The 18315-nt window shown below is 42.6% G+C and carries 17 protein-coding genes; 3 read left to right on the forward strand and 14 right to left on the reverse strand.

Annotation, left to right across the window (positions count from 1 at the left end; all coding sequences use genetic code 11):
- Positions 1-66 precede the first annotated feature (66 nt).
- Both NBH03_RS00215 and NBH03_RS00220 read right to left on the reverse strand, forming a co-directional pair.
- Positions 67-777, reverse strand: coding sequence for a hypothetical protein (locus tag NBH03_RS00215; RefSeq protein ID WP_250795383.1), 711 nt, complete (start codon positions 775-777; stop codon positions 67-69).
- Positions 778-960: 183 nt separating this feature from the next.
- The gene (locus NBH03_RS00220; protein ID WP_215689703.1) at positions 961-1656 is read right to left on the reverse strand and encodes a 5'-methylthioadenosine/adenosylhomocysteine nucleosidase; all 696 of its coding nucleotides are present in this window, start codon (positions 1654-1656) and stop codon (positions 961-963) included.
- Positions 1657-1840: 184 nt separating this feature from the next.
- Between NBH03_RS00220 and NBH03_RS00225 the strand changes: the two genes are divergently transcribed.
- Positions 1841-2095: a TIGR03905 family TSCPD domain-containing protein gene (locus tag NBH03_RS00225; RefSeq protein WP_215689702.1), complete on the forward strand. Its 255-nt coding sequence runs from the start codon at positions 1841-1843 to the stop codon at positions 2093-2095.
- Positions 2096-2282: 187 nt separating this feature from the next.
- Positions 2283-3350, forward strand: coding sequence for an undecaprenyldiphospho-muramoylpentapeptide beta-N-acetylglucosaminyltransferase (murG, locus tag NBH03_RS00230; RefSeq protein ID WP_215689701.1), 1068 nt, complete (start codon positions 2283-2285; stop codon positions 3348-3350).
- Between the two features lie 109 nt (positions 3351-3459).
- On the opposite strand, the gene NBH03_RS00235 is transcribed toward murG, so the two are convergent.
- The gene (locus NBH03_RS00235) at positions 3460-3879 is read right to left on the reverse strand and encodes an HIT family protein (RefSeq protein ID WP_215689700.1); all 420 of its coding nucleotides are present in this window, start codon (positions 3877-3879) and stop codon (positions 3460-3462) included.
- A 172-nt stretch (positions 3880-4051) separates the two neighbouring features.
- On the opposite strand from NBH03_RS00235, the gene NBH03_RS00240 reads away from it, so the two are divergent.
- Positions 4052-4723, forward strand: a complete 672-nt coding sequence (locus NBH03_RS00240) for a sensor histidine kinase (protein ID WP_250795387.1) — start codon at positions 4052-4054, stop codon at positions 4721-4723.
- Here NBH03_RS00240 and NBH03_RS00245 read toward each other — a convergent pair.
- The 11 genes from NBH03_RS00245 to NBH03_RS00295 all read right to left on the reverse strand — a co-directional run bounded on the left by NBH03_RS00245 (position 4649) and on the right by NBH03_RS00295 (position 18312).
- Positions 4649-5302: a rhomboid family intramembrane serine protease gene (locus NBH03_RS00245; protein WP_215689698.1), complete on the reverse strand. Its 654-nt coding sequence runs from the start codon at positions 5300-5302 to the stop codon at positions 4649-4651. The two genes, NBH03_RS00240 and NBH03_RS00245, sit on opposite strands and share 75 nt — an antisense overlap.
- An 80-nt stretch (positions 5303-5382) precedes the next feature.
- Complete coding sequence (locus NBH03_RS00250) at positions 5383-8034, reverse strand: SpaA isopeptide-forming pilin-related protein (RefSeq protein WP_250795397.1); 2652 nt, start codon at positions 8032-8034, stop codon at positions 5383-5385.
- 103 nt (positions 8035-8137) lie between these two features.
- Positions 8138-9847 (reverse strand): class C sortase, encoded by a 1710-nt coding sequence (locus tag NBH03_RS00255; protein ID WP_250795406.1) that lies wholly within the window; start codon positions 9845-9847, stop codon positions 8138-8140.
- Positions 9848-9856: 9 nt separating this feature from the next.
- A complete protein-coding gene (locus NBH03_RS00260; protein ID WP_250795409.1) occupies positions 9857-11929 on the reverse strand; it encodes a SpaH/EbpB family LPXTG-anchored major pilin in 2073 nt (690 codons plus the stop codon).
- Between the two features lie 35 nt (positions 11930-11964).
- A complete protein-coding gene (locus tag NBH03_RS00265; RefSeq protein WP_250795414.1) occupies positions 11965-13269 on the reverse strand; it encodes a DUF6382 and FHA domain-containing protein in 1305 nt (434 codons plus the stop codon).
- 17 nt (positions 13270-13286) lie between these two features.
- Positions 13287-13706 carry a TadE family protein gene (locus NBH03_RS00270; protein WP_215689693.1) on the reverse strand — a complete coding sequence of 140 codons (420 nt, stop codon included), beginning with the start codon at positions 13704-13706 and terminating at the stop codon, positions 13287-13289.
- 13 nt (positions 13707-13719) lie between these two features.
- Positions 13720-14136, reverse strand: a complete 417-nt coding sequence (locus NBH03_RS16265) for a prepilin peptidase (RefSeq protein WP_117527324.1) — start codon at positions 14134-14136, stop codon at positions 13720-13722.
- Positions 14129-15097 carry a TadE family protein gene (locus tag NBH03_RS00280; RefSeq protein ID WP_250795422.1) on the reverse strand — a complete coding sequence of 323 codons (969 nt, stop codon included), beginning with the start codon at positions 15095-15097 and terminating at the stop codon, positions 14129-14131. The genes NBH03_RS16265 and NBH03_RS00280 overlap by 8 nt, the downstream gene beginning before the upstream one ends.
- A 25-nt stretch (positions 15098-15122) precedes the next feature.
- The gene (locus NBH03_RS00285; protein ID WP_250795427.1) at positions 15123-16634 is read right to left on the reverse strand and encodes a DUF5702 domain-containing protein; all 1512 of its coding nucleotides are present in this window, start codon (positions 16632-16634) and stop codon (positions 15123-15125) included.
- 14 nt (positions 16635-16648) lie between these two features.
- Entirely contained in the window at positions 16649-16819 is a 171-nt protein-coding gene (locus tag NBH03_RS00290; RefSeq protein WP_015513604.1) for a Flp1 family type IVb pilin, read from the reverse strand.
- Positions 16820-16836: 17 nt separating this feature from the next.
- The gene (locus tag NBH03_RS00295; protein WP_250795436.1) at positions 16837-18312 is read right to left on the reverse strand and encodes a type II secretion system F family protein; all 1476 of its coding nucleotides are present in this window, start codon (positions 18310-18312) and stop codon (positions 16837-16839) included.
- Between the last annotated feature and the right edge of the window lie 3 nt (positions 18313-18315).

An 18315-nucleotide genomic window follows, 5' to 3' on the forward strand; every position in this document is an offset into this window, starting at 1 on the left:
TCTTTAATTAATTCTATTTAATCATACCAAATCAGATACTATTTATCAATAATTCGGACTATATTTTCAGCCCAGAAACTCCTTCAGCACATCTTCTACAATCTTCGCATCCACTGTACTGTCGACCGTTTCCGAACGTTCAGCCGGCATCCGTCGAACAGTTGTCGGACGCAGTCCCGGTTTTGTTCGGGATGCTGCTGTTTCTTTCAAAGCCCGGGCATAATGATCCGGTGTTTCTGTCTGTGGACCATAACCATATTCTCCGTCCAGCTTGCTCTTCAAATAATTCTCCAGATAATCACAAATCGCATTCAGCGTGATCACCTGCAGACGTTCAACACTAAAAATCTTCCCGGTCAACCGCAATCCCAATGCCAGAACCAGTCCTATGCCAATATCCATCAATGCAGGCCCCGTCTGCATGGTCGCCTGAAATCTGTAAATACCGCGGATAAGTCCCGTCAGCATAACGGCACCCATCATAAAGTTCCCTGCTTCATTCCAGCTGTACAATGCCAACGGTCCAACCCTATGTAATGCAAGATATCTTTTTACAAGTGCCTCCGCATTGCCCGGACGCATACCCAGCTTATAATAACTGCTGTACTTCTGCCTTATATAATGCAGCATCGGATAATCCGATGTTCCACACAACTGTGCCTCTCTTGCAAGCCTTCCATAAAATATACGGCTCAATATGCTTCCCAACAGACCTAATCCAGTCATCCCAAGCATAAGATACAATGGCCATCCCTGTAAAACGATCCATTCTTTCATAATTAAGTGCCCCCTTCATTTTATTTGCACTTAATTATAATCAATATTGTGCCCTTTGCCACTTGCAATTCATCAACATAACCTGACGGAATCTTTCTTTTTCCTGTCGTCTTCCCGACATTGCTGTCCATAAGCCTAATACTTCGTCAAATCGTGACTGAATTATTGAAGCTGGAATAATACCTATGCAAGCTTTGCAGCGGCAGCTTCCACCAGTCTCACGGTATGTTCGATTGCTTTGGCTTCAAACTCGGAATAATCCATATGTGCACTTCCATCAGCTTTATCTGAAATTGCTCTGATAATAACAAAAGGAATCTGGTTCAGCCATGCTGCCTGCGCAATCGCTGCGCCTTCCATCTCTGTGCAGTATGGTGCAAACATTCTGACCAGTCTGTCCTTCACATCGCCATCGGAAATAAACTGGTCACCACTTACAACACGACCTTCAAATACACCAATTTCAGGATTCACTTCACGACATGTTTCTGCGATCAGACTGCGCAGTGAAGCATCGGCCTCAAAAGTCTTCTTACCCATCAGTGGAATCTCAGCCGGTTCATACCCAAATCCTGTTGCATCCATATCATGCTGCAGTGCATCTGTTGAAACAACAATGTCACCAATATTAATCTCCGCTCTCAGGCTGCCAGCCACACCTGTATTGATCACCGCTTCTACCTGATAGCAATCTGCAAGAATCTGTGTGCAGACAGCAGCATTGACCTTGCCGACACCGCATTTTACAATAACAACATCTTTGCCGTTTAAAATCCCGACATAGAATTCCATGGAAGCTCTCTTATCAATCTTCTTCACTTCCATTTTCTCTTTCAGGATGTTCACTTCCTGATCCATTGCACCTATAATACCTAACATATTCTGAAATCCTCCAAATTTTCAAACTTTCAATCCTATTTTACTATGAAAGTGCAGGAAGTCAAGAGAACAATCTGGCCATTCAAAAACTGCAAAGACCGCTTTGAATTTGCGCCATTATCTGATATAATGCATTAGAAACCAAATAAAAATACATTAATATTTAAAGAGAGGTTATTTAATTATGAAATACGCTACAAGCAGAACATGTTCCCGTGAAATTGATTTTGAAGTTGATAACAACAACATCGTAACAAGCTGTGAATTCATCGGCGGATGTATGGGAAACACACAGGGTGTTGCACGTCTTGTTGTTGGCCGTAGCGTTGACGACGTCATCAAGACACTTGAAGGCATCAACTGCGGTAATCGCGGTACATCATGTCCGGATCAGCTTGCTCAGGCCTTAAAGGCTTACAAAGCCAGCCATCAGGCATAATTTGTAACTGTTCAGAGCCAAGCGGATTTATGTTCAAAAGTGCGAAGCATGCTTGCATGAATGAACACTCTTGAACATAAATCCATTTGGCGGATACGCCACACCGACAAAATGCGAAGCATTTGGAGGTTAGCTCTGAACAGTTACCATAATTTTATAAATTATCATCACAAAGGAGCCGTGAATTATGAAAAAAATAGTTTTAACAGGCGGTGGAACGGCCGGTCATGTTACGCCTAATATTGCTCTGATGCCGGAGCTGAAAAAACGCGGCTACGATATTTCCTATATCGGGTCTTATGAAGGCATGGAAAAAGGCATGATCATGGAGACAAAGACACCCTATTACGGAATTGCCACCGGTAAGCTCCGCCGATATTTCGACCTAAAGAACTTTACTGATCCCTTTAGAATCATCAAAGGTTATTTCGAGGCACGTTCCCGATTGAAGAAGATTCATCCGGATGTAGTCTTTTCAAAAGGCGGATTTGTTGCCGTTCCTGTTGTCCGCGCTGCACATGCCCTGAAGATTCCTGTGATCATTCACGAATCCGACATGACACCCGGCCTGGCCAACAAACTCTGTATCCCTGTTGCCTCCAAAGTTTGCTGCAATTTTCCAGAGACGCTTAAGTATCTGCCTTCCGATAAGGCTGTTCTCTCCGGTTCTCCCATCAGAAGTGAACTCTTTGAAGGTGACCGCAGCCGCGGACTTCATTTCTGTGGCCTGACATCTGATAAACCGGTTATCCTGATTATGGGTGGGAGCCTTGGTGCCGTTGCTGTCAATGAAGCAGTTCGCGCTGTACTTCCGGAATTATTAAAAGATTTTCAGGTGATCCATTTATGCGGCAAAGGCAAAACTGACAAATCGCTCAACAATGTGACCGGTTATGTGCAGTATGAATTCATCAAAGAAGAACTTCGCGATCTTCTTGCTGCTGCAGATCTCATTATATCCCGTGCAGGTGCCAATGCCATATGTGAAATTCTCGCACTCCGCAAACCGAATATTCTGATTCCTCTGCCAGCAGCTGCCAGCAGAGGCGACCAGATTCTGAATGCAGAATCTTTCCAGAAACAGGGCTTTAGTTATCTTCTCCCTGAAGAAGAGATTACAAACGAGAAATTCCTTGACACAATTCATCAGGTCTACTCCGACCGTGAGAATTATCAGAAGCAAATGGCATCAAGTCAGCAAAATCAGGCAATTCCAATTATCGCTGATCTGATCGATCAGTTAGCCTCTGTCTGATCCTGAATACCGAATCTAAAAAGCACGACAGAAATGATCAGTCACTGTTTATTCCTGATTATCATTTTCTCTGTCGTGCTTTTGCTTATATCTAATGATTCATTTTTATTTAATGGATTGCCTGACCAATCTTCTCTGCCAATTGTGCCTGTACTTCAGGATCTGAAGTATGCGGCTCCCATCCGATTACCTGACCATCATCCTTGTACCTCGGAATGATATGCATATGAAAATGGAACACAGTCTGGCCTGCTGCTTCGCCGTTGTTCTGTACAATATTCACGCCATCACAATTCAAAGTTTCTTTCATGGCAGATGCCACTTTCTTAGCAAGAACAATCAAATCTCTTAATATGTTTTCATCAATCTCAAAAATATTAGCATAATGCTGTTTAGGCAAAATCAGGGCATGTCCCTTTGTTGCCGGTGACAGATCCAACAGTACTCTGAACTGTTCATCCTCGTATACCGTCGATGAAGGGATATCACCACCTGCTATTTTGCAAAAAATACAATCTCTGTCGATCATCTTGATTACCTCCTGATATTTTTGCATTTTCAATGCTCTTAATCTCCATTTTACCACGACTGAAAAATCTTAACAGCTTTTTTTTTAATTTTCTGTCACAAAAAAGCGGAAACAGGCTTTTATTATTATAGATACTTTTTCCTTATTAAATCATCACAAAGGAGGTTTTCAGATGACTTACGATTCCACCAGAGGCAATGCTTCACTTCGACATGAAATTAATAATTCTCTGACACTGATTTCCAGCCGGCTTCAGCTGCTTGCAGCCCGATACGATTTCTTGAAAGAAGATTCAGACTTCACTGAAATCCAGAATGATCTTTCAGATATCCAACGTCTGCTGAATTACGACCGGACTGCACGTCAGCCCCAACTGACACTATGCAGTCTGCAGCCTCTGCTTAATGAGCTTTATACATCCTTTTTGCCCGTTCTGCACGCACAGCATATTGCCTTATATCTTCACATTGCTCCCAATCTGCCTGCCATACGGGCTGATCTGTCACTGATTCGACAGGCACTCATTAATCTTCTGAAAAATGCAGCCGAAGCTTCGCCTGACGGCGGTCAAATTACCTTATCTGCTTTCTCCGATGACTGCAATCATCTTATGCTTTCTGTCAGTGACACCGGCAACGGCATGACACCCGAACAGCAGGCCCACATTTTTGAGCCTTTTGTGTCCTATAAGACAGGCGGCACCGGGCTTGGACTTGCAATCGTTCAATCCATCGTTTCTGCCCATCACGGTCACCTGTCTGTAAAATCCCTACCAGGTTCCGGCAGCTCGTTTTGTATTCTGCTTCCGATACCGCTTTCTCCTGTAGAGAAGTCCGCCCAATAAAGCACCGATCACAAAACCACTGATATGTGCCATATTATCAATACCTGCACTCATCACACCATGATAAATCGAGAATCCGGCAAACAACATCAACTGATGACTATTTAAATCTTCCAGTTGTCCTCTGTTTCTTATAACAATAACCAAAAGTGCACCGACAACACCAAAAATAGCCCCGGAAGCACCTCCCGATACACTGTATTCATCTTTCATCATACTCCAGACTGCTGACACTGCACTTGATCCCACACCGGCTGCCAGATAAACAATTAAATACTTAATCTTCCCAAGTGCTCTCTCAAGATTATCACCAATATAGGCCAATACAAGCATATTATTCAACAAGTGACTGATTCCAAAATGAATAAATGTACATGTCAGCAGTCTGTAATACTCATGTTCCTCAATAATTGCCGGCCAGAAACTGGCACCATGATTATACATAAATCGGACATCTGTTGTATCTCCCAGAAAACTGAGTCCCGCAAATACCAGTACATTAATCACAATAATCAATGTATTCACAGGTGACATCTGCCATAAAGCGTTTCTTCTATATCCTCGATCATATTGCTGCATACTTTCCTCCATCATTGATTGCCTGAATTTTCAGATGATATAGAAGAATCATACCATATTCGCTTACAATTGTCGAATACTCATCGGGCAGTTGTTTTCCCCTTACGATATACAAACAAGCAGACGCCGATCAGCAGCAGAGCGGCTGCCAAAAACAGAATGTCAGGTAAGACCAATCCATCACCGCCTGTCATCGGTAATACTAAATTTCCTGCATTTGATATCTCAAAAATTCTGTCATACAATTTAAATACCTGCTGATTTTCATCATAGACCAGCTGACTTTTATCAATTTTTAGTTTTTCAACGTCCTGCTCTGTTAATACCATCGGCAGCACGATTTCCATTGGTTCTTTCAGCAGCTGCTGTCCGTTTCCTGTTTTTTCTTCCTTTAACCAGTATTTCCCCGGAAGCAGCCCCGAAAATATTATCCTACCATCTTGACTCGTCTGACTTTCCAGGATTTTCTGTCGACTTTCATCGTACAGACCAAATATCACATTCTCCAACGGCTTTCCATCTGCGGAGGATTTCATAATCTGTATACTACATTTATGCAATTCATTTGTCACCCTGAAAACAGGATTACTGTATTTCAATCCGTCTTCTCCCAAAAACGATGCACTTTCACCGCCATCTGCCAGATTGATGATAACTGATTCCCCAGGGTAATTGTTCAGCCGTCTTCCATCAGCATCATCGACATACCCCTGCAGCAAATAGCCTTCTGCTGCCTTTGTTTCTCGAATTGCAATTGTTCCAAGAGGCAGTACCGCCTTCCCCATCCTATCCCTGAAAAGTTCGTCACTCTTTTCTGCAATCAGATATGTATCCTCTAATTCCGCCTTATACGAAGTGTTCTGACCATCAAATGTTTTTTTCACAGCAACAACCCAGGTCTTTAATGGTACCTTATCGGAAATGTTTTCCTTTGTTACCCCTGTTTCTCTGTAATAATCAATGGTAAATTCCGCTCCTGTTAATGGAATTGTATCAGATACTGATGCACCATCCAATGCTGATTTTTCAATTCGAAACTGTCCCCAGCTGATGATTGGCTCATCTGTCAATGTTATCACGGTTGTCTCACCCTCATTTATCATTACTTCATGAACAGCATCATCTGTTCTATACCCGGAAGGCTTCTTTCTCTCTTTGACATAGTATGTTCCCGCAGCAAGTGATGTCAGTGTATTGGACCATCCACTTTCACCCGTGATCAGATTACCCACACTATTGGTACAGTTTCTATCTGTATAAACCCCATATTCTGCATTTAACAGTGTATAACAGGGATTCCCACCTGTAAGTGCCTCATCAGATGACTTCTTAAGCAGCTGCAGATGACCGCTATTTAATGTATTGGTGAACGTAAACTTCCAATGACGCGTCCCGGCTGTACTCTCTGTTGTCTCCGCTGTATACCCCGCTGCCTCTCGCTCTGTAAACATATAATAAATATGTCCGCCTGCGGAATCTTTCTGCGGAAGATCTGAAACTGTAAACTGCCATTCATTTTCCGCATTTAATATGACCGTTTTTACAAGCACAGCTTTATCCCCTTTACTTTGGCCTCGATACAAATCTACCATCAGTTCTGATGGCCTTTTCCCATAAATATTATCACTGTCATTCCATACTTTTTCAGCCGTCATCGTTACAGACTGCGCTGTTATCTTCAGATAGGTATTCAAATCTGCCGTTTCCGGCTCTTTGTAAGTTCCAATTTGCTGATAACCGCTTATTGTCTGGTCTGACCACACAGTCACAGCTTTCTCCGCTTTGAAGGATTTCTTTGACAACTTTATCACCCCCGCAGATGTGATTGGTACTGATGAATATAAATTAAGTGTATTTCCCGTCTTTTGGGCTGTTACACCATTCGGCACTTCACTGACATCATACATGGATAAAACGTTATTCGTATCCGTCAGTTTGAGAACATATTGGTTTGTTTGAAAGTCATACCCCATATTCCTGACCTGCGCACTGTTCTCACTCCGATAAGTAAAAGACGGCACTGTACCAAATGTCTGCATTTTACTATATATCGTTTTAAAATAGTCATAGGAACTTCCGACAGGGCTCTGATCCGATTTATCACAGATTTTCTTTGCTGCATTGATTGCCTTTGTATTCAATTGAAAAGCATATGTATTCGCATCATACGTATACCAGCCTCTTTCAATCATCCATATCATCACCTGCGTTGCTGTATATTTTCCTTTATCGCTATCCCCCGGAACAGTTTTTTTATCCGGATTCCAACCAGAAAAACGAAAACCATAATATAAAGCCAGACCTGTCAGTCTCTTTTTATTCGAATCTGTCAAATATGACGCTGTATCCGCATATTCATGGCCACCCTTCAAATCAGCATTATGATGGACACAGTAAGCCGTTTTCCAGGTATTTCCCACCTTCAGCATAATACATCCGACATGATCAAGGTCACGTCCATCCTCAAGAATATTTCCAAAACCTGCTCCCTGATGAATCGCCCAATATGTATAATCAATTTTACCTTTTGTCACCGCACGTGCGCTGTATTCATTCACTTCCGAGAAAACTTCTCCATCATACACATAGGAATCTTCAATCCCTGTTTCTGTTTCCACATCGTTTTCCGTAAATGTTTCACCGGCTATGCCTTCAGATTCTTCCTGGATCTGACTTTCCCTGTCCTCACTTTCCCGAATCACCCTTTCTGTCTCTGTATCTTCTGTATCCATCCGTTCTCCTTCGATTCCATCTGACGCCCAAACAACCATGGAAAAAACAAAAATGAGAAAAACCAAAAAAGTCAATATTCCTGTTCTTTTCTTTCTTCGCAATCTATGTCTGCCTCCTTTTCCTCCACATATCTTTTATTTTCATGGCTGCCATTATCAAAAACAAAATAATTGCACATAACCATCTAAAATATTTTTCTTTCTGAATATCTTTTGATGATAACGAATAAATCTGTCCATCCGAAGCAACAATATGATCTTTATAAGCATAAGATACTTCCTTCTTACGGTCATCCTTCCCTGCGTCCTTAACTCTGCTGCAATAAACCAGATATCTATATTTTCCATTCGAACCATACGGATGACAGGTCAACAATGTCACCATATCCTTTCCGGGCCGAATTTTTACTGCATCTACATCATTTGGCGTTACAATATCGATTTTCTCCACTTCATAGACTAATTCTTCCCATGAATTTTTAATATATATCCGATCACCCGCAGATAGGTATTCTATATCTTTAAAAAATGTCTTACTTCTGTTATATCCTCTGTGTCCGGCAATCACACAATTTGTATCCTCTCCGCCAACTGGAAGCGATGTATCTTTCATCACGGCCACGCCCTCCGACATATGCTCTGCTGTTGCACCCGCATAAAGCGGAAAATCCTGATTCATAGCAGGTATCTCGAGGACCCCGATCATTTCATTTTCAAAGTTCTCCATTGCCCCATCCTCGCCTAAATTGTCGAGTCCTTTCTGCTGCTCACGATAAATTGTCTGATTGTAGGTAACCATTTTTTGATACAGCGCACTTTCCTCCTGATGTTGTTTCTGCGTTTCTTCTGATTTTTCATAGGTTTGAATCACAATCTGCATCTTCACTTTCTGAGCGGTCTGCATAAGTTCAGGTGATATAAATAGAAATGTTCCTGATATCATCAGACAAATGCCTGCAATTTTTAAAATATCCTGTGAAAAAAGCAGAATAATACCTATAATCAAAAGACCTCCTATCAAAGCTGCGTATTGATATCGTTTCTGCCATTGTGAATCTCTGCTGTGTTCGATCTTCTCACCCGGAGCCTCAACATCTGCAAAACCTTCTTCCATTCTCCTCCCATGTACCAGAAGTCTATGCGTATTAATTCCATATGGTGTACACGTTACCAACGTTGCTCTATCCTCACCTTTTATGATTTGCAGACCATCTGTATCATCCGGAAGGACCGTTTCAACATCAAACACCTGATATTTTAAACACGCTCCCAGCACATAAATGCAGAATACATCCCCCTCTTCAATTTCATTTAAATCACTGAGCAGCCTGGCCTGATCAAGCCCTGTATGCCCGGTTAAAACTGTATGCGTGTCTTGACCGCCTACCGGAAGCGACGTGCCTTCCAGATGTCCGACCCCTTTACTCAAGACCTGTGATGACGTTCCATGGTATATCGGCAATATAACATTGATTTTTGGAATTTCGATATAAGCCATCACATCCGAGCCGCCTGTACTCAGTAATTGATCATACATCAGATCATTGGCCTCACCCTTTTTCATCTGAAACGGATCTGTCAATTTTTCCTGGCTGCCGGCCAAATACTCATTATAGCGCTGTGCCTGCTCAAGCATCTCCTGATGTTGACTTTCTTCCAACGCCATTGAGGCACGCTCATAGGTCGAAATAACAGAAGCTGTTCTATTCTGAAAAATATATTCACTGCAATAAGGATAAAGCATACATAATAGACCTGCCGCAATACACAAATACGGTACCCATTCAAATCGTTTTCTGTTCTTTCGTCCCATAACGCATCTCTAAGCCTGCTGTCTCTTCTTTCTTGTCAGTACAAATCCCAATCCGATTGCAATTGCCCCGATAATGGTTGCCGCATATAAACCTGTACCGCCTGTCTGCGGCAATAAAAACGTTTTACTATTCAGGATGTTCAGATTCACACGTGCATTAACGGATCCATCTGCATCACTCATTGCTGCATCAATACCATCTACAGAGGCTGATGCACTGATCTTATCCCCCTCATACATATCTGTTTTGCCAATTGTCCGACCATTGGCATTTTCCAGCCGCTGAACACCTTTGCTTTCAGAAACATTGACACCCTCTGCATCCACAATTCCGCCGTTATAGTTTTTATTGATCGCCTGCCCTGCATCCGTCGCAGCCTCAAGACCTGTTGTCCCGGCCACTGACGGAATAATGGTCTCTGTTGTACTATTGATTGTGATCATAATGCCTTCTTTAAGAATACTGTAACCGTTATCAGTTGAACACTCCGTCAACTGATAGTTATCACCTTCAATGCCATTGATCAGCAGTTTTCCGGATTCTGCAGGTCTGAAAATTGTTGCCTGCTCCTTCATGTTTGTTTTTCCTGTCACATAATATGTGCCGCCCGCAGCTTCTTCAGCCACAACATAGACCTGATTGTCCTTATTAAAAAGTGTAAAAGCCGCCTTTGCCGCATTTCCTTTGCCATCTGAGAAAGTCTTATTTAAATTTAAACCAAAGGCATAAACCACACATCGATCTTCCAATGTATTAAAGTATTTCTCGGACGTACGCTTCCAGGTCAGTACAGCATCATTCTCATTTCCATCATCTCCCAGTACAGTTGTATTGTCAGAATTGACTTTTGCTGTATAATAGACCACCATATAATAATCAGAAAAGCCCTGTTCCGGATAATTCATCTTCTCCAGGCCTTTATCCGTAATAGAAATAGTCAGCACCGTCTGTCCGCTTTTTCCATCTTTCAATGCACTCTGCGTAAATTCATTAGTTGTCCAAATTGCCTCTGCCTTTTCTGTTTTGTTGTTTATCGCATCTTCCTCATGGCTGTATAAAGCTATTTTGACATCCTTATTGTAGGTAAGTCCCTTTGACAATGTATCTTTAAATGTATACATTTTCAGCCATGTTGCCTGACTTGTGATATGTGGTATTTTTGACACAAGCAGATAATCCAGAACATCCCCTTCTGATACGGTTTCTGTTGAATCATAACCACCGTCCCCACCGCAGTCAGGGCTTTGTCTAACCAGCTTATCCAATGTAGGATTGCCTGTCTGATTTTTCGGATAGCATACCGCATCATAAAGCCATTTTTCTCCGCCTTTTTCATCATTCCAATCACCGCCTTCATTGGTAAATGGCAATGATACCAGCCAAGGATTACAGGTTGCCGTCACCTGTTCAGGCACTTTTGTTTCCGCGATCAAATACAATCCCGTCTGCAGTTTATCCGCATAGGTGTATCCAAACTGGTCTGTTAAGGTCATTTTCTCTGACTTCTCAGATGTGTTTAAATAATTTTCAAGTGCACTCTTCGTTTTAATATTCTCATTTTCAAGTCCATTTTTTAATGCATCATTCAATTGCTGACTCGTATAATGCCATACGCCTGTATGCAAACATTGCGAAGAAACCTTTTCATCCGACATAGAAACAGCATCTGCCTCTTTTAAACCCAGTATACGACGCAGTTCTTCCGGTATCTCATAGACCAGTTTCACAGCGGCTCCTCCATTATAACTATACGTCTCTATATCCCCGCATCGCAAATATGAAAATTCCACACCCTCAACTGCATACGGTGACATTATCTCCTGTAGTGCCGGATCCGCCTCACCGGTTGCCTGATGACTGCCTTCCGTATATACCCCCGCCGCTTCTGCTGATGTCATATCATATTTATAAATAGTAATAGACCCTTTTTTCGTAATATCAATAACGTCTGATGCTTCCAGTGCATCTTCTGCTGCCCCTGATTCTTTTTCCTGAGCATATGCAGATGCTGTACAAGACAGCATCAACGCTGCTGCGATCAACGATGTTCCTGCTTTTTTTAATAAATGTCTTTTTCTCATGATAATCCCCCTCTGCCTTTCAGTCTTCGCCTCAATCAGCAAAACATATAGCGAACACCTGCAAATTCAATAATATCTTCAGCCATCAACCTTCTTTTCTCATTTTTCTTCAGTTCTTCTCCATTGATTCGTGTTCCATTTGTCGAATTCAGATCCATTAAATAAATGCCTTTCTCTGTTTTTTCAATCCTTGCATGCTTCCTGCTTATTCCTCTGACAGGAATCACATATATATCTTCCGCCTGCAGACTGCCAACCATACAGGGGAATCTGTCCAACACTAAATCCGGCGCAATCTTTTTATCAAGGCTAAGCAGTCTTATCTGATTTTCCGAACGCGATAACAGCATTGTTTTATTCTCATCTGTATTCCAAATATCATCTCCCGTTTCATCCGTAAAAGCATACACACCACCGCCCTCAAACAAGTCATGATGATCCGGATCTCTTTTCTCCACGTTCACTTCTTTCGGACCTGTTCGCCTACTCAATAGACGGTATAATACACTGATTCCTGCCCCGAGTATAAAAACTGCCGTCACCCACTCTGCGGATACTGTCATTCCGGCCGTCTGCAACAGCTTCCCCGTCCAGCCACAAATATAAGACACAACAGCTGCGCCAATCGCAATACCCGACAGAATTTTCCATGCTATTGCTTTCTTCCCCTGTATAAGCTTCTTGCTTGCCGGTTCTTTACTGTCGGCATCGACTTCTTCTCTCTGCTGCCCCTTATCACTTGCTTCTTCAACAAAGGTTTTATTGGTTTCCATATCCAATTCTCCTTGGACATTTTCCTTCTTTTCTTTTCTCAGAAGTTCCTTAAGCCGTCCCGGCAAAAAGTTCTCCTGTTGAACGCTTTTATATAATTCGTAAGCCAGTAAAACACCTTCTCTGTCCTCATGATATGTATTTTCCAACAGCCATGCTGTCAATTCTTTTAACTGTTTCGAAAAATCTTCTTTTCTTCCCGGAATATAGGCCGCTCTCAGATTCTCTTCCGGCATTTCAAGATACAGGCATTCCGGCTGCAATAATAAGCCGTCCGGCATCAGAAGATATTCCTCAACGGCCTGATCCAACCCAGCTATAAAACGGATAACACTTTTAATCATTGACCGATCAGCCTGCTTTCTTTCAATATAGCTTCGAAATTCCATCCGTCCGCTGATATCGTAGCAGTAATTTTTTCTATCATTCAATCTCTGTACCTGAAAGGGAAGAAGCACTTGTGCACTCTGATTGCTCATCATCTTTTCTTCATCTTCGTTTTCCCCCCATTCCTCACTGCTGATCACCATATATGTATGAAAAGCATCCCCGCTATAAACTATTTCCATGCACTCACCTTCTCATTTTACTGTTCTCTTTTTAATGCCGCCAACACCCTGTCTCTTGTATAATCTACCCTTATCGCATCCGCTTCCTGTCTGGTCTTCAGCACACCTCCTGTCCAGCTTTGTATGCCGGGTACAGGGATCTTCAATTCTCCCTGAAGAACCAAATGCGCACGGGACTGATGATTCACCCAGTCCGCCGCCTGCTGCAATATGCTCTTTCCGGATCCATCCAGCAAAACCGACATCATAAACACCGGCATATCTTCCTCTGTCTCACGATGCCATAATTCTGCTTCTGTCCGCCGATACCCCTCATTTTGCATTACAATATAATCATGCATAAAGAAAAAGCTATAGCATAGACCTGCAAGAATAAAGATTACCATCGGCATAAGCAATGATGCCTCAACTGTCATACTCCCCTCAACCTTCCTCATAAGGACCTTCCTTTCATCGCCCGAAAAACGAAAAAAACAGTACAGCCATAAACAAAAAAGGGATGAACGGGAAAGCTCTGTTTTTTCCGCTTTTTCTTACAACCATCAACCAGAGTCCATAACCGGCGCTTAGAAAACACGCCTGAGAAAACAGAAGCAATATCTCATACCAGCCGATCAGCATCCCCATTGCTGCGACAACAATGCCGTCCCCTTCTCCGATTTTTCCATTTGTCCATCGACTCATCATAACCATCATCATTCCGGGAATCCATCCTGTTAAAATTGAAAAAAGTGTTATTTTTCCCCTTACAATACCAATTCCCATCAGTATCAAAGTGCAAATAAGCACCGGTCCTATATAAAATCTGCTTTTTCTTATATCCGCTATCAATGGATATAGCAGCAATATCATGCACGCACTAAGCATCTCCACCTCCACTCATTCCACATCGTGAACATGGCCGAAGACCGCTTTGCTCTGCCTCCTTCTGACTCATGCCATCCATTGTTCGTTTCAACCCGCTGCAATGGCGATCCGTATGCCAGGCGGTTCCCATATCGGTGATAAAAACTGTCTGGTTTTTATCACTTACATGTCCGCATCTCTCACATTGCACATAACGCGCTCCGTATTGATTTCTTAAATGCTGAACCGATGACATCGAACAGGCATGAATGGACAAAGCAAGATACGTACATGATAAATCTCTATGATAAACAGAACCATTTTCAGCCACATAAACCTGTCCTGATTGTCCATATTCACCTGCACCGCTGTACATTTCCGCAGATTCCCCTGTCCACGGCCGTATATAAACGGTTTCCACAGTCCAAATTGTTCGTGACGGCAGCAAATATCCGGGCATTCTTATACCAAATCGGATGGACAGCTTCAGCAGATGCCCTTGTTCAGACGATTCTGCCCTCGGAATAAGGCCTGCATATCCGCCTGCTATATCATCGCTGTCTATACCGCTCCCGCCTATTTCCGAATAAAACAGCTGATATAAGGTTCCCTGATCCACACCTTTTTCAGATCGACTGTACGCAGCTATTTTTCTTCCTGTCATACATAAATAATGATTCACCTGACTGCAGACAGACATCGCATGAAACAAACCTGATAATAAAAGCATAGCACTTAGAAATATCGGCAGGATCAGCGCCGCCTCCACAGTCAGACTGCCCGCAAAGGAGGCGAAGGAGACTGCTCTTTTTTTACTGTTATCTGTTTCTCCGATTGCCTTTTTATTTTTTAAATATTTCTTCCACTGAACACCTTTTTTTAAAATTTGGGTTGGGATCGTGCATTTGACTGCATTATATATTTTTTTAAAGTGTCCCGTGTATGAGAAAATAGGTGTGTGTGACTTGTAAAAAAAGAGCATTCTTCTTCGCCTCCTTTCCGTAAAATCAATAAGCATATTCTGTATGAAAACGATACTGTATCTTCTGCGGATATTTCCAAAAAAATGGCTTCACATCGATTTTTCCCGAAAAGCTGGCCTTTACGGCACAATTTTTCAATTGAAAGTTTTCATAACCTTTCATCAGCCACACATTGTTCTCTATCAGCTGTGTCATTCTGATGATTTTTTTCTCTGTCGGTGTCAGCATTAAAAACAACATCAGATATTGATGATAATCCCATCCTTTTGTACCTGATTTGAAATATTCGGAGGCTTTTCCGCCGCCTGCGGCAGCATGCAGCAGCTGTTCAACGGACATATTCCATGTATTTCTGTCCTTCATTAAAGGGACTTTTCCGCCCTCTGCCAACCCTGCACAATCCACGGCCGCCTCTGCCGAAGCCCAGCAGATCATTAATAATAATTTCAGCACCTCTCCCGCTACAGGAATCATTCCTGCTGCAGACAGCCCCTGCACAACCCGCTGAAGATCTGCATCTTTATCCGGGCTTAAATACAGATAAGCCAGATTCAAAATCGTCCGAAGCGTAAAACATGCTGTCACGGCACTTTCCAGATTTTCTCTGTCTGAAGCATGACCAAAGGCAATATACTCTATCTCATAATTCAAAGCGGTATCTTTTGATCTTCCGGAAGGCCGGCTGTTTCGCAATGTTTTAAACTGATCATATATATACATGTTCAGAATCATCTGATCACTCTGATTTTTTACTCCCGACTGTATCTGCGACAAAAGATTCTGACCTTTTACCGCTTCCGCTACTTCTTTATACCGATCAAATCGAACAATGACATTGCTTTTTTTCTCCTCCGAGGTCTGCCATGAGCATCTTGCTGTGCTTATTTTTTGCTTTGAAACCGCCTGATCCCCCATAACAAGTTCCAGAAGACCGCCTTTAAACCATCTTGTAATTCCGCCTCTCGGATCCTCCATCTGAATCTCTGTATCCTTTGGCATATTCCCGTTATCTTTCTTGTTCGCTTCCTGTTCTTCCGCCTCCATTCTTTCTCCCTTTGACTCTAACTGCCTGCAATAATCACCAACGGGTTCGTCTGTATCCATCCCTGACAAATCCGAAAAGAAACGACTCACTTCCTCACTGCCTCTCTGAATTGTCCTCGCCTCTTCGTATAATTTCACCTGCTCCATCAGTGCTTTCCAATCATTATCCTTAAAACCGGTCCATTCATCAACCTCAACTTCCTCAATCGCACCAGCCACCTGAAACAGCCTTTTTGTCTTTCCCTCTCCTGTTATATTTAACTTGAGATAATCATCAAATTTTTCAAGCTGACTGTTCTTTTCTCCATGGTTCACACCGAAAAGACTGTAATAATCCGCCAAAGGCTGTATATACCCTGCAAATACCATCTCCGCAGCCATATCAGCATATCGTTCTCCTTCCGTCCTCAAAATATATAGCCTGTCTGATTCCAGAAGCACTAGAAGAAACGACATCACCAGCATAAAGACAAGGCTAAAATAAACCGTCATAACGCCTTTCTTCATCATATAGAATTACTTTGACTGGTTATTTTCTTAAAAATAGAATTTACAATAGATGTCAGCTGCTGTTTAAATATAATGACCAGTCCGATCAGTACCACCAGAATCAATATCATCTCAACAACACCAACTGCTGTTTCTTCATAAAAGAATCTTCTGCATAAATCTTTCATTCCACACACTCCCCGCTTTACATCGACAAAAATGCCGGCACCATAACAATCAACAACACAATGATCAACAATAACATCATCGGCATCAATAGCTTCGTTCCTGCTGTTTCTCCCAACTGTTTGGCCAGATCTCGCCTCTGCTTTTCAGCCTCCGCCGCTTCCTGCTGCATTAACGCCTGCATGCCTTTACTGCCACGTTTAATATATTGGATCAGCAGCTGAGAAAACTTCTTATACTGCTGCAGTTCCATCCTCTGTCCAAATTCCAGATAGGCCTGTATTTCAGGCACGCCTGACTCCATCTGAATTCTTGTATATTTCATCTCTCTGTACAACCAATCTTCTTTTAAATGACCGCTGTCCAATCGCTCATTATCATCCAATAACCGATTCCAACTTCTCCTTACCGTCATGCCGGCTCCCAACATCAGGATCATTCTGTGAACAAAACCAGGATACGCATACAAAAGTTGTTCATTTCTCTCCTCAAGTCTTTTTTTCAGGTTATTATCCTGATACCATATGCAGCCTGCCAAAAACAAAAAGGCTATAAAAAGTATAGTTCCCGCCTGTGACTGTTTCTGATACTTCCACTCAACAACCCGTCCGCCCACAGAATCCGGCAGATGCAGCGTAAGTTTCTCTGACGATCCCTGATCTGCTGCCTGAACGGCCTCCCGAATCTGTTCATCCAACACTTCTTCATCTGATTTCTCCGGTACAGTCAGGCAGATTTCTTTACTGTAAAATTCCTTTTCCTGATCATAGATGATCACCGCAGTTACCTTTGTCTTTATCGGCAGTTGATACCCTGACAATTCACCCAAGGAGCCATCCTGTCGGATCAGATTGTAATCTTCCGGCTGCCATTCAATCGTCACATTCTCCCCCGGAAAATCAGATGGAAAAAACAACGGCCGATTCACATGCTGCAGATCGGAGTTATCCCCCTGAAGACATGCATCAATATAAGCTTTCACATCCCGCATCAATGCTTCCCGCTCAGACCGACTGTATTTTCTCGGTTCAACGGTAATTGTCAGCGACTTTTCTTCTGTCACACCCTCTATCTCTGCAGATACCTGAACGTCCCGACTCTTGCCTCCGGCATCATCCCTTTGAAGATTATTACCGCTTAATTCCGGCGTCTGATTCAAAAGACCATAGATCATCATAAATGCCAGGATTGCCAGCATGCCGCCATACCCAACCATCATCTTTCGAATCACATGCTGCCTGATAAACTTCTCCTTTTTCATCCCCGGATAAAGTTTTCCGACGATGTCCTCCGAACACCCTGTCAGCCATCTTGAACAGCTGATTGTATCCGGCAGGTGACACAACAACCAGACAGCCGTTCTCTGCAGCCATCCCATACCTCTTGGCACAGGAAAAATTTTCTTTACTTTATGCCGACGGCACCAGTTTTCTGCCAGAAAAACAGGCAATAATGCCGCACAAAGTAATATTGCACCAAACCAGAAAAACTGCATTTT

It is taken from the genome of Coprococcus intestinalis, assembly GCF_023656595.1.
Lineage (GTDB): Bacteria > Bacillota > Clostridia > Lachnospirales > Lachnospiraceae > Coprococcus_A > Coprococcus_A intestinihominis.

Coding starts and splice junctions, on each gene's coding strand:
- NBH03_RS00215 (WP_250795383.1), bottom strand. CDS start 777: ATGAAAGAATGGATCGTTTTACAGGGATGGCCATTGTATCTTATGCTT.
- NBH03_RS00220 (WP_215689703.1), bottom strand. CDS start 1,656: ATGTTAGGTATTATAGGTGCAATGGATCAGGAAGTGAACATCCTGAAA.
- NBH03_RS00225 (WP_215689702.1), top strand. CDS start 1,841: ATGAAATACGCTACAAGCAGAACATGTTCCCGTGAAATTGATTTTGAA.
- murG (WP_215689701.1), top strand. CDS start 2,283: ATGAAAAAAATAGTTTTAACAGGCGGTGGAACGGCCGGTCATGTTACG.
- NBH03_RS00235 (WP_215689700.1), bottom strand. CDS start 3,879: ATGATCGACAGAGATTGTATTTTTTGCAAAATAGCAGGTGGTGATATC.
- NBH03_RS00240 (WP_250795387.1), top strand. CDS start 4,052: ATGACTTACGATTCCACCAGAGGCAATGCTTCACTTCGACATGAAATT.
- NBH03_RS00245 (WP_215689698.1), bottom strand. CDS start 5,302: ATGCAGCAATATGATCGAGGATATAGAAGAAACGCTTTATGGCAGATG.
- NBH03_RS00250 (WP_250795397.1), bottom strand. CDS start 8,034: ATGGATACAGAAGATACAGAGACAGAAAGGGTGATTCGGGAAAGTGAG.
- NBH03_RS00255 (WP_250795406.1), bottom strand. CDS start 9,847: ATGGGACGAAAGAACAGAAAACGATTTGAATGGGTACCGTATTTGTGT.
- NBH03_RS00260 (WP_250795409.1), bottom strand. CDS start 11,929: ATGAGAAAAAGACATTTATTAAAAAAAGCAGGAACATCGTTGATCGCA.
- NBH03_RS00265 (WP_250795414.1), bottom strand. CDS start 13,269: ATGGAAATAGTTTATAGCGGGGATGCTTTTCATACATATATGGTGATC.
- NBH03_RS00270 (WP_215689693.1), bottom strand. CDS start 13,706: ATGAGGAAGGTTGAGGGGAGTATGACAGTTGAGGCATCATTGCTTATG.
- NBH03_RS16265 (WP_117527324.1), bottom strand. CDS start 14,136: ATGCTTAGTGCGTGCATGATATTGCTGCTATATCCATTGATAGCGGAT.
- NBH03_RS00280 (WP_250795422.1), bottom strand. CDS start 15,097: ATGCTCTTTTTTTACAAGTCACACACACCTATTTTCTCATACACGGGA.
- NBH03_RS00285 (WP_250795427.1), bottom strand. CDS start 16,634: ATGACGGTTTATTTTAGCCTTGTCTTTATGCTGGTGATGTCGTTTCTT.
- NBH03_RS00290 (WP_015513604.1), bottom strand. CDS start 16,819: ATGAAAGATTTATGCAGAAGATTCTTTTATGAAGAAACAGCAGTTGGT.
- NBH03_RS00295 (WP_250795436.1), bottom strand. CDS start 18,312: ATGCAGTTTTTCTGGTTTGGTGCAATATTACTTTGTGCGGCATTATTG.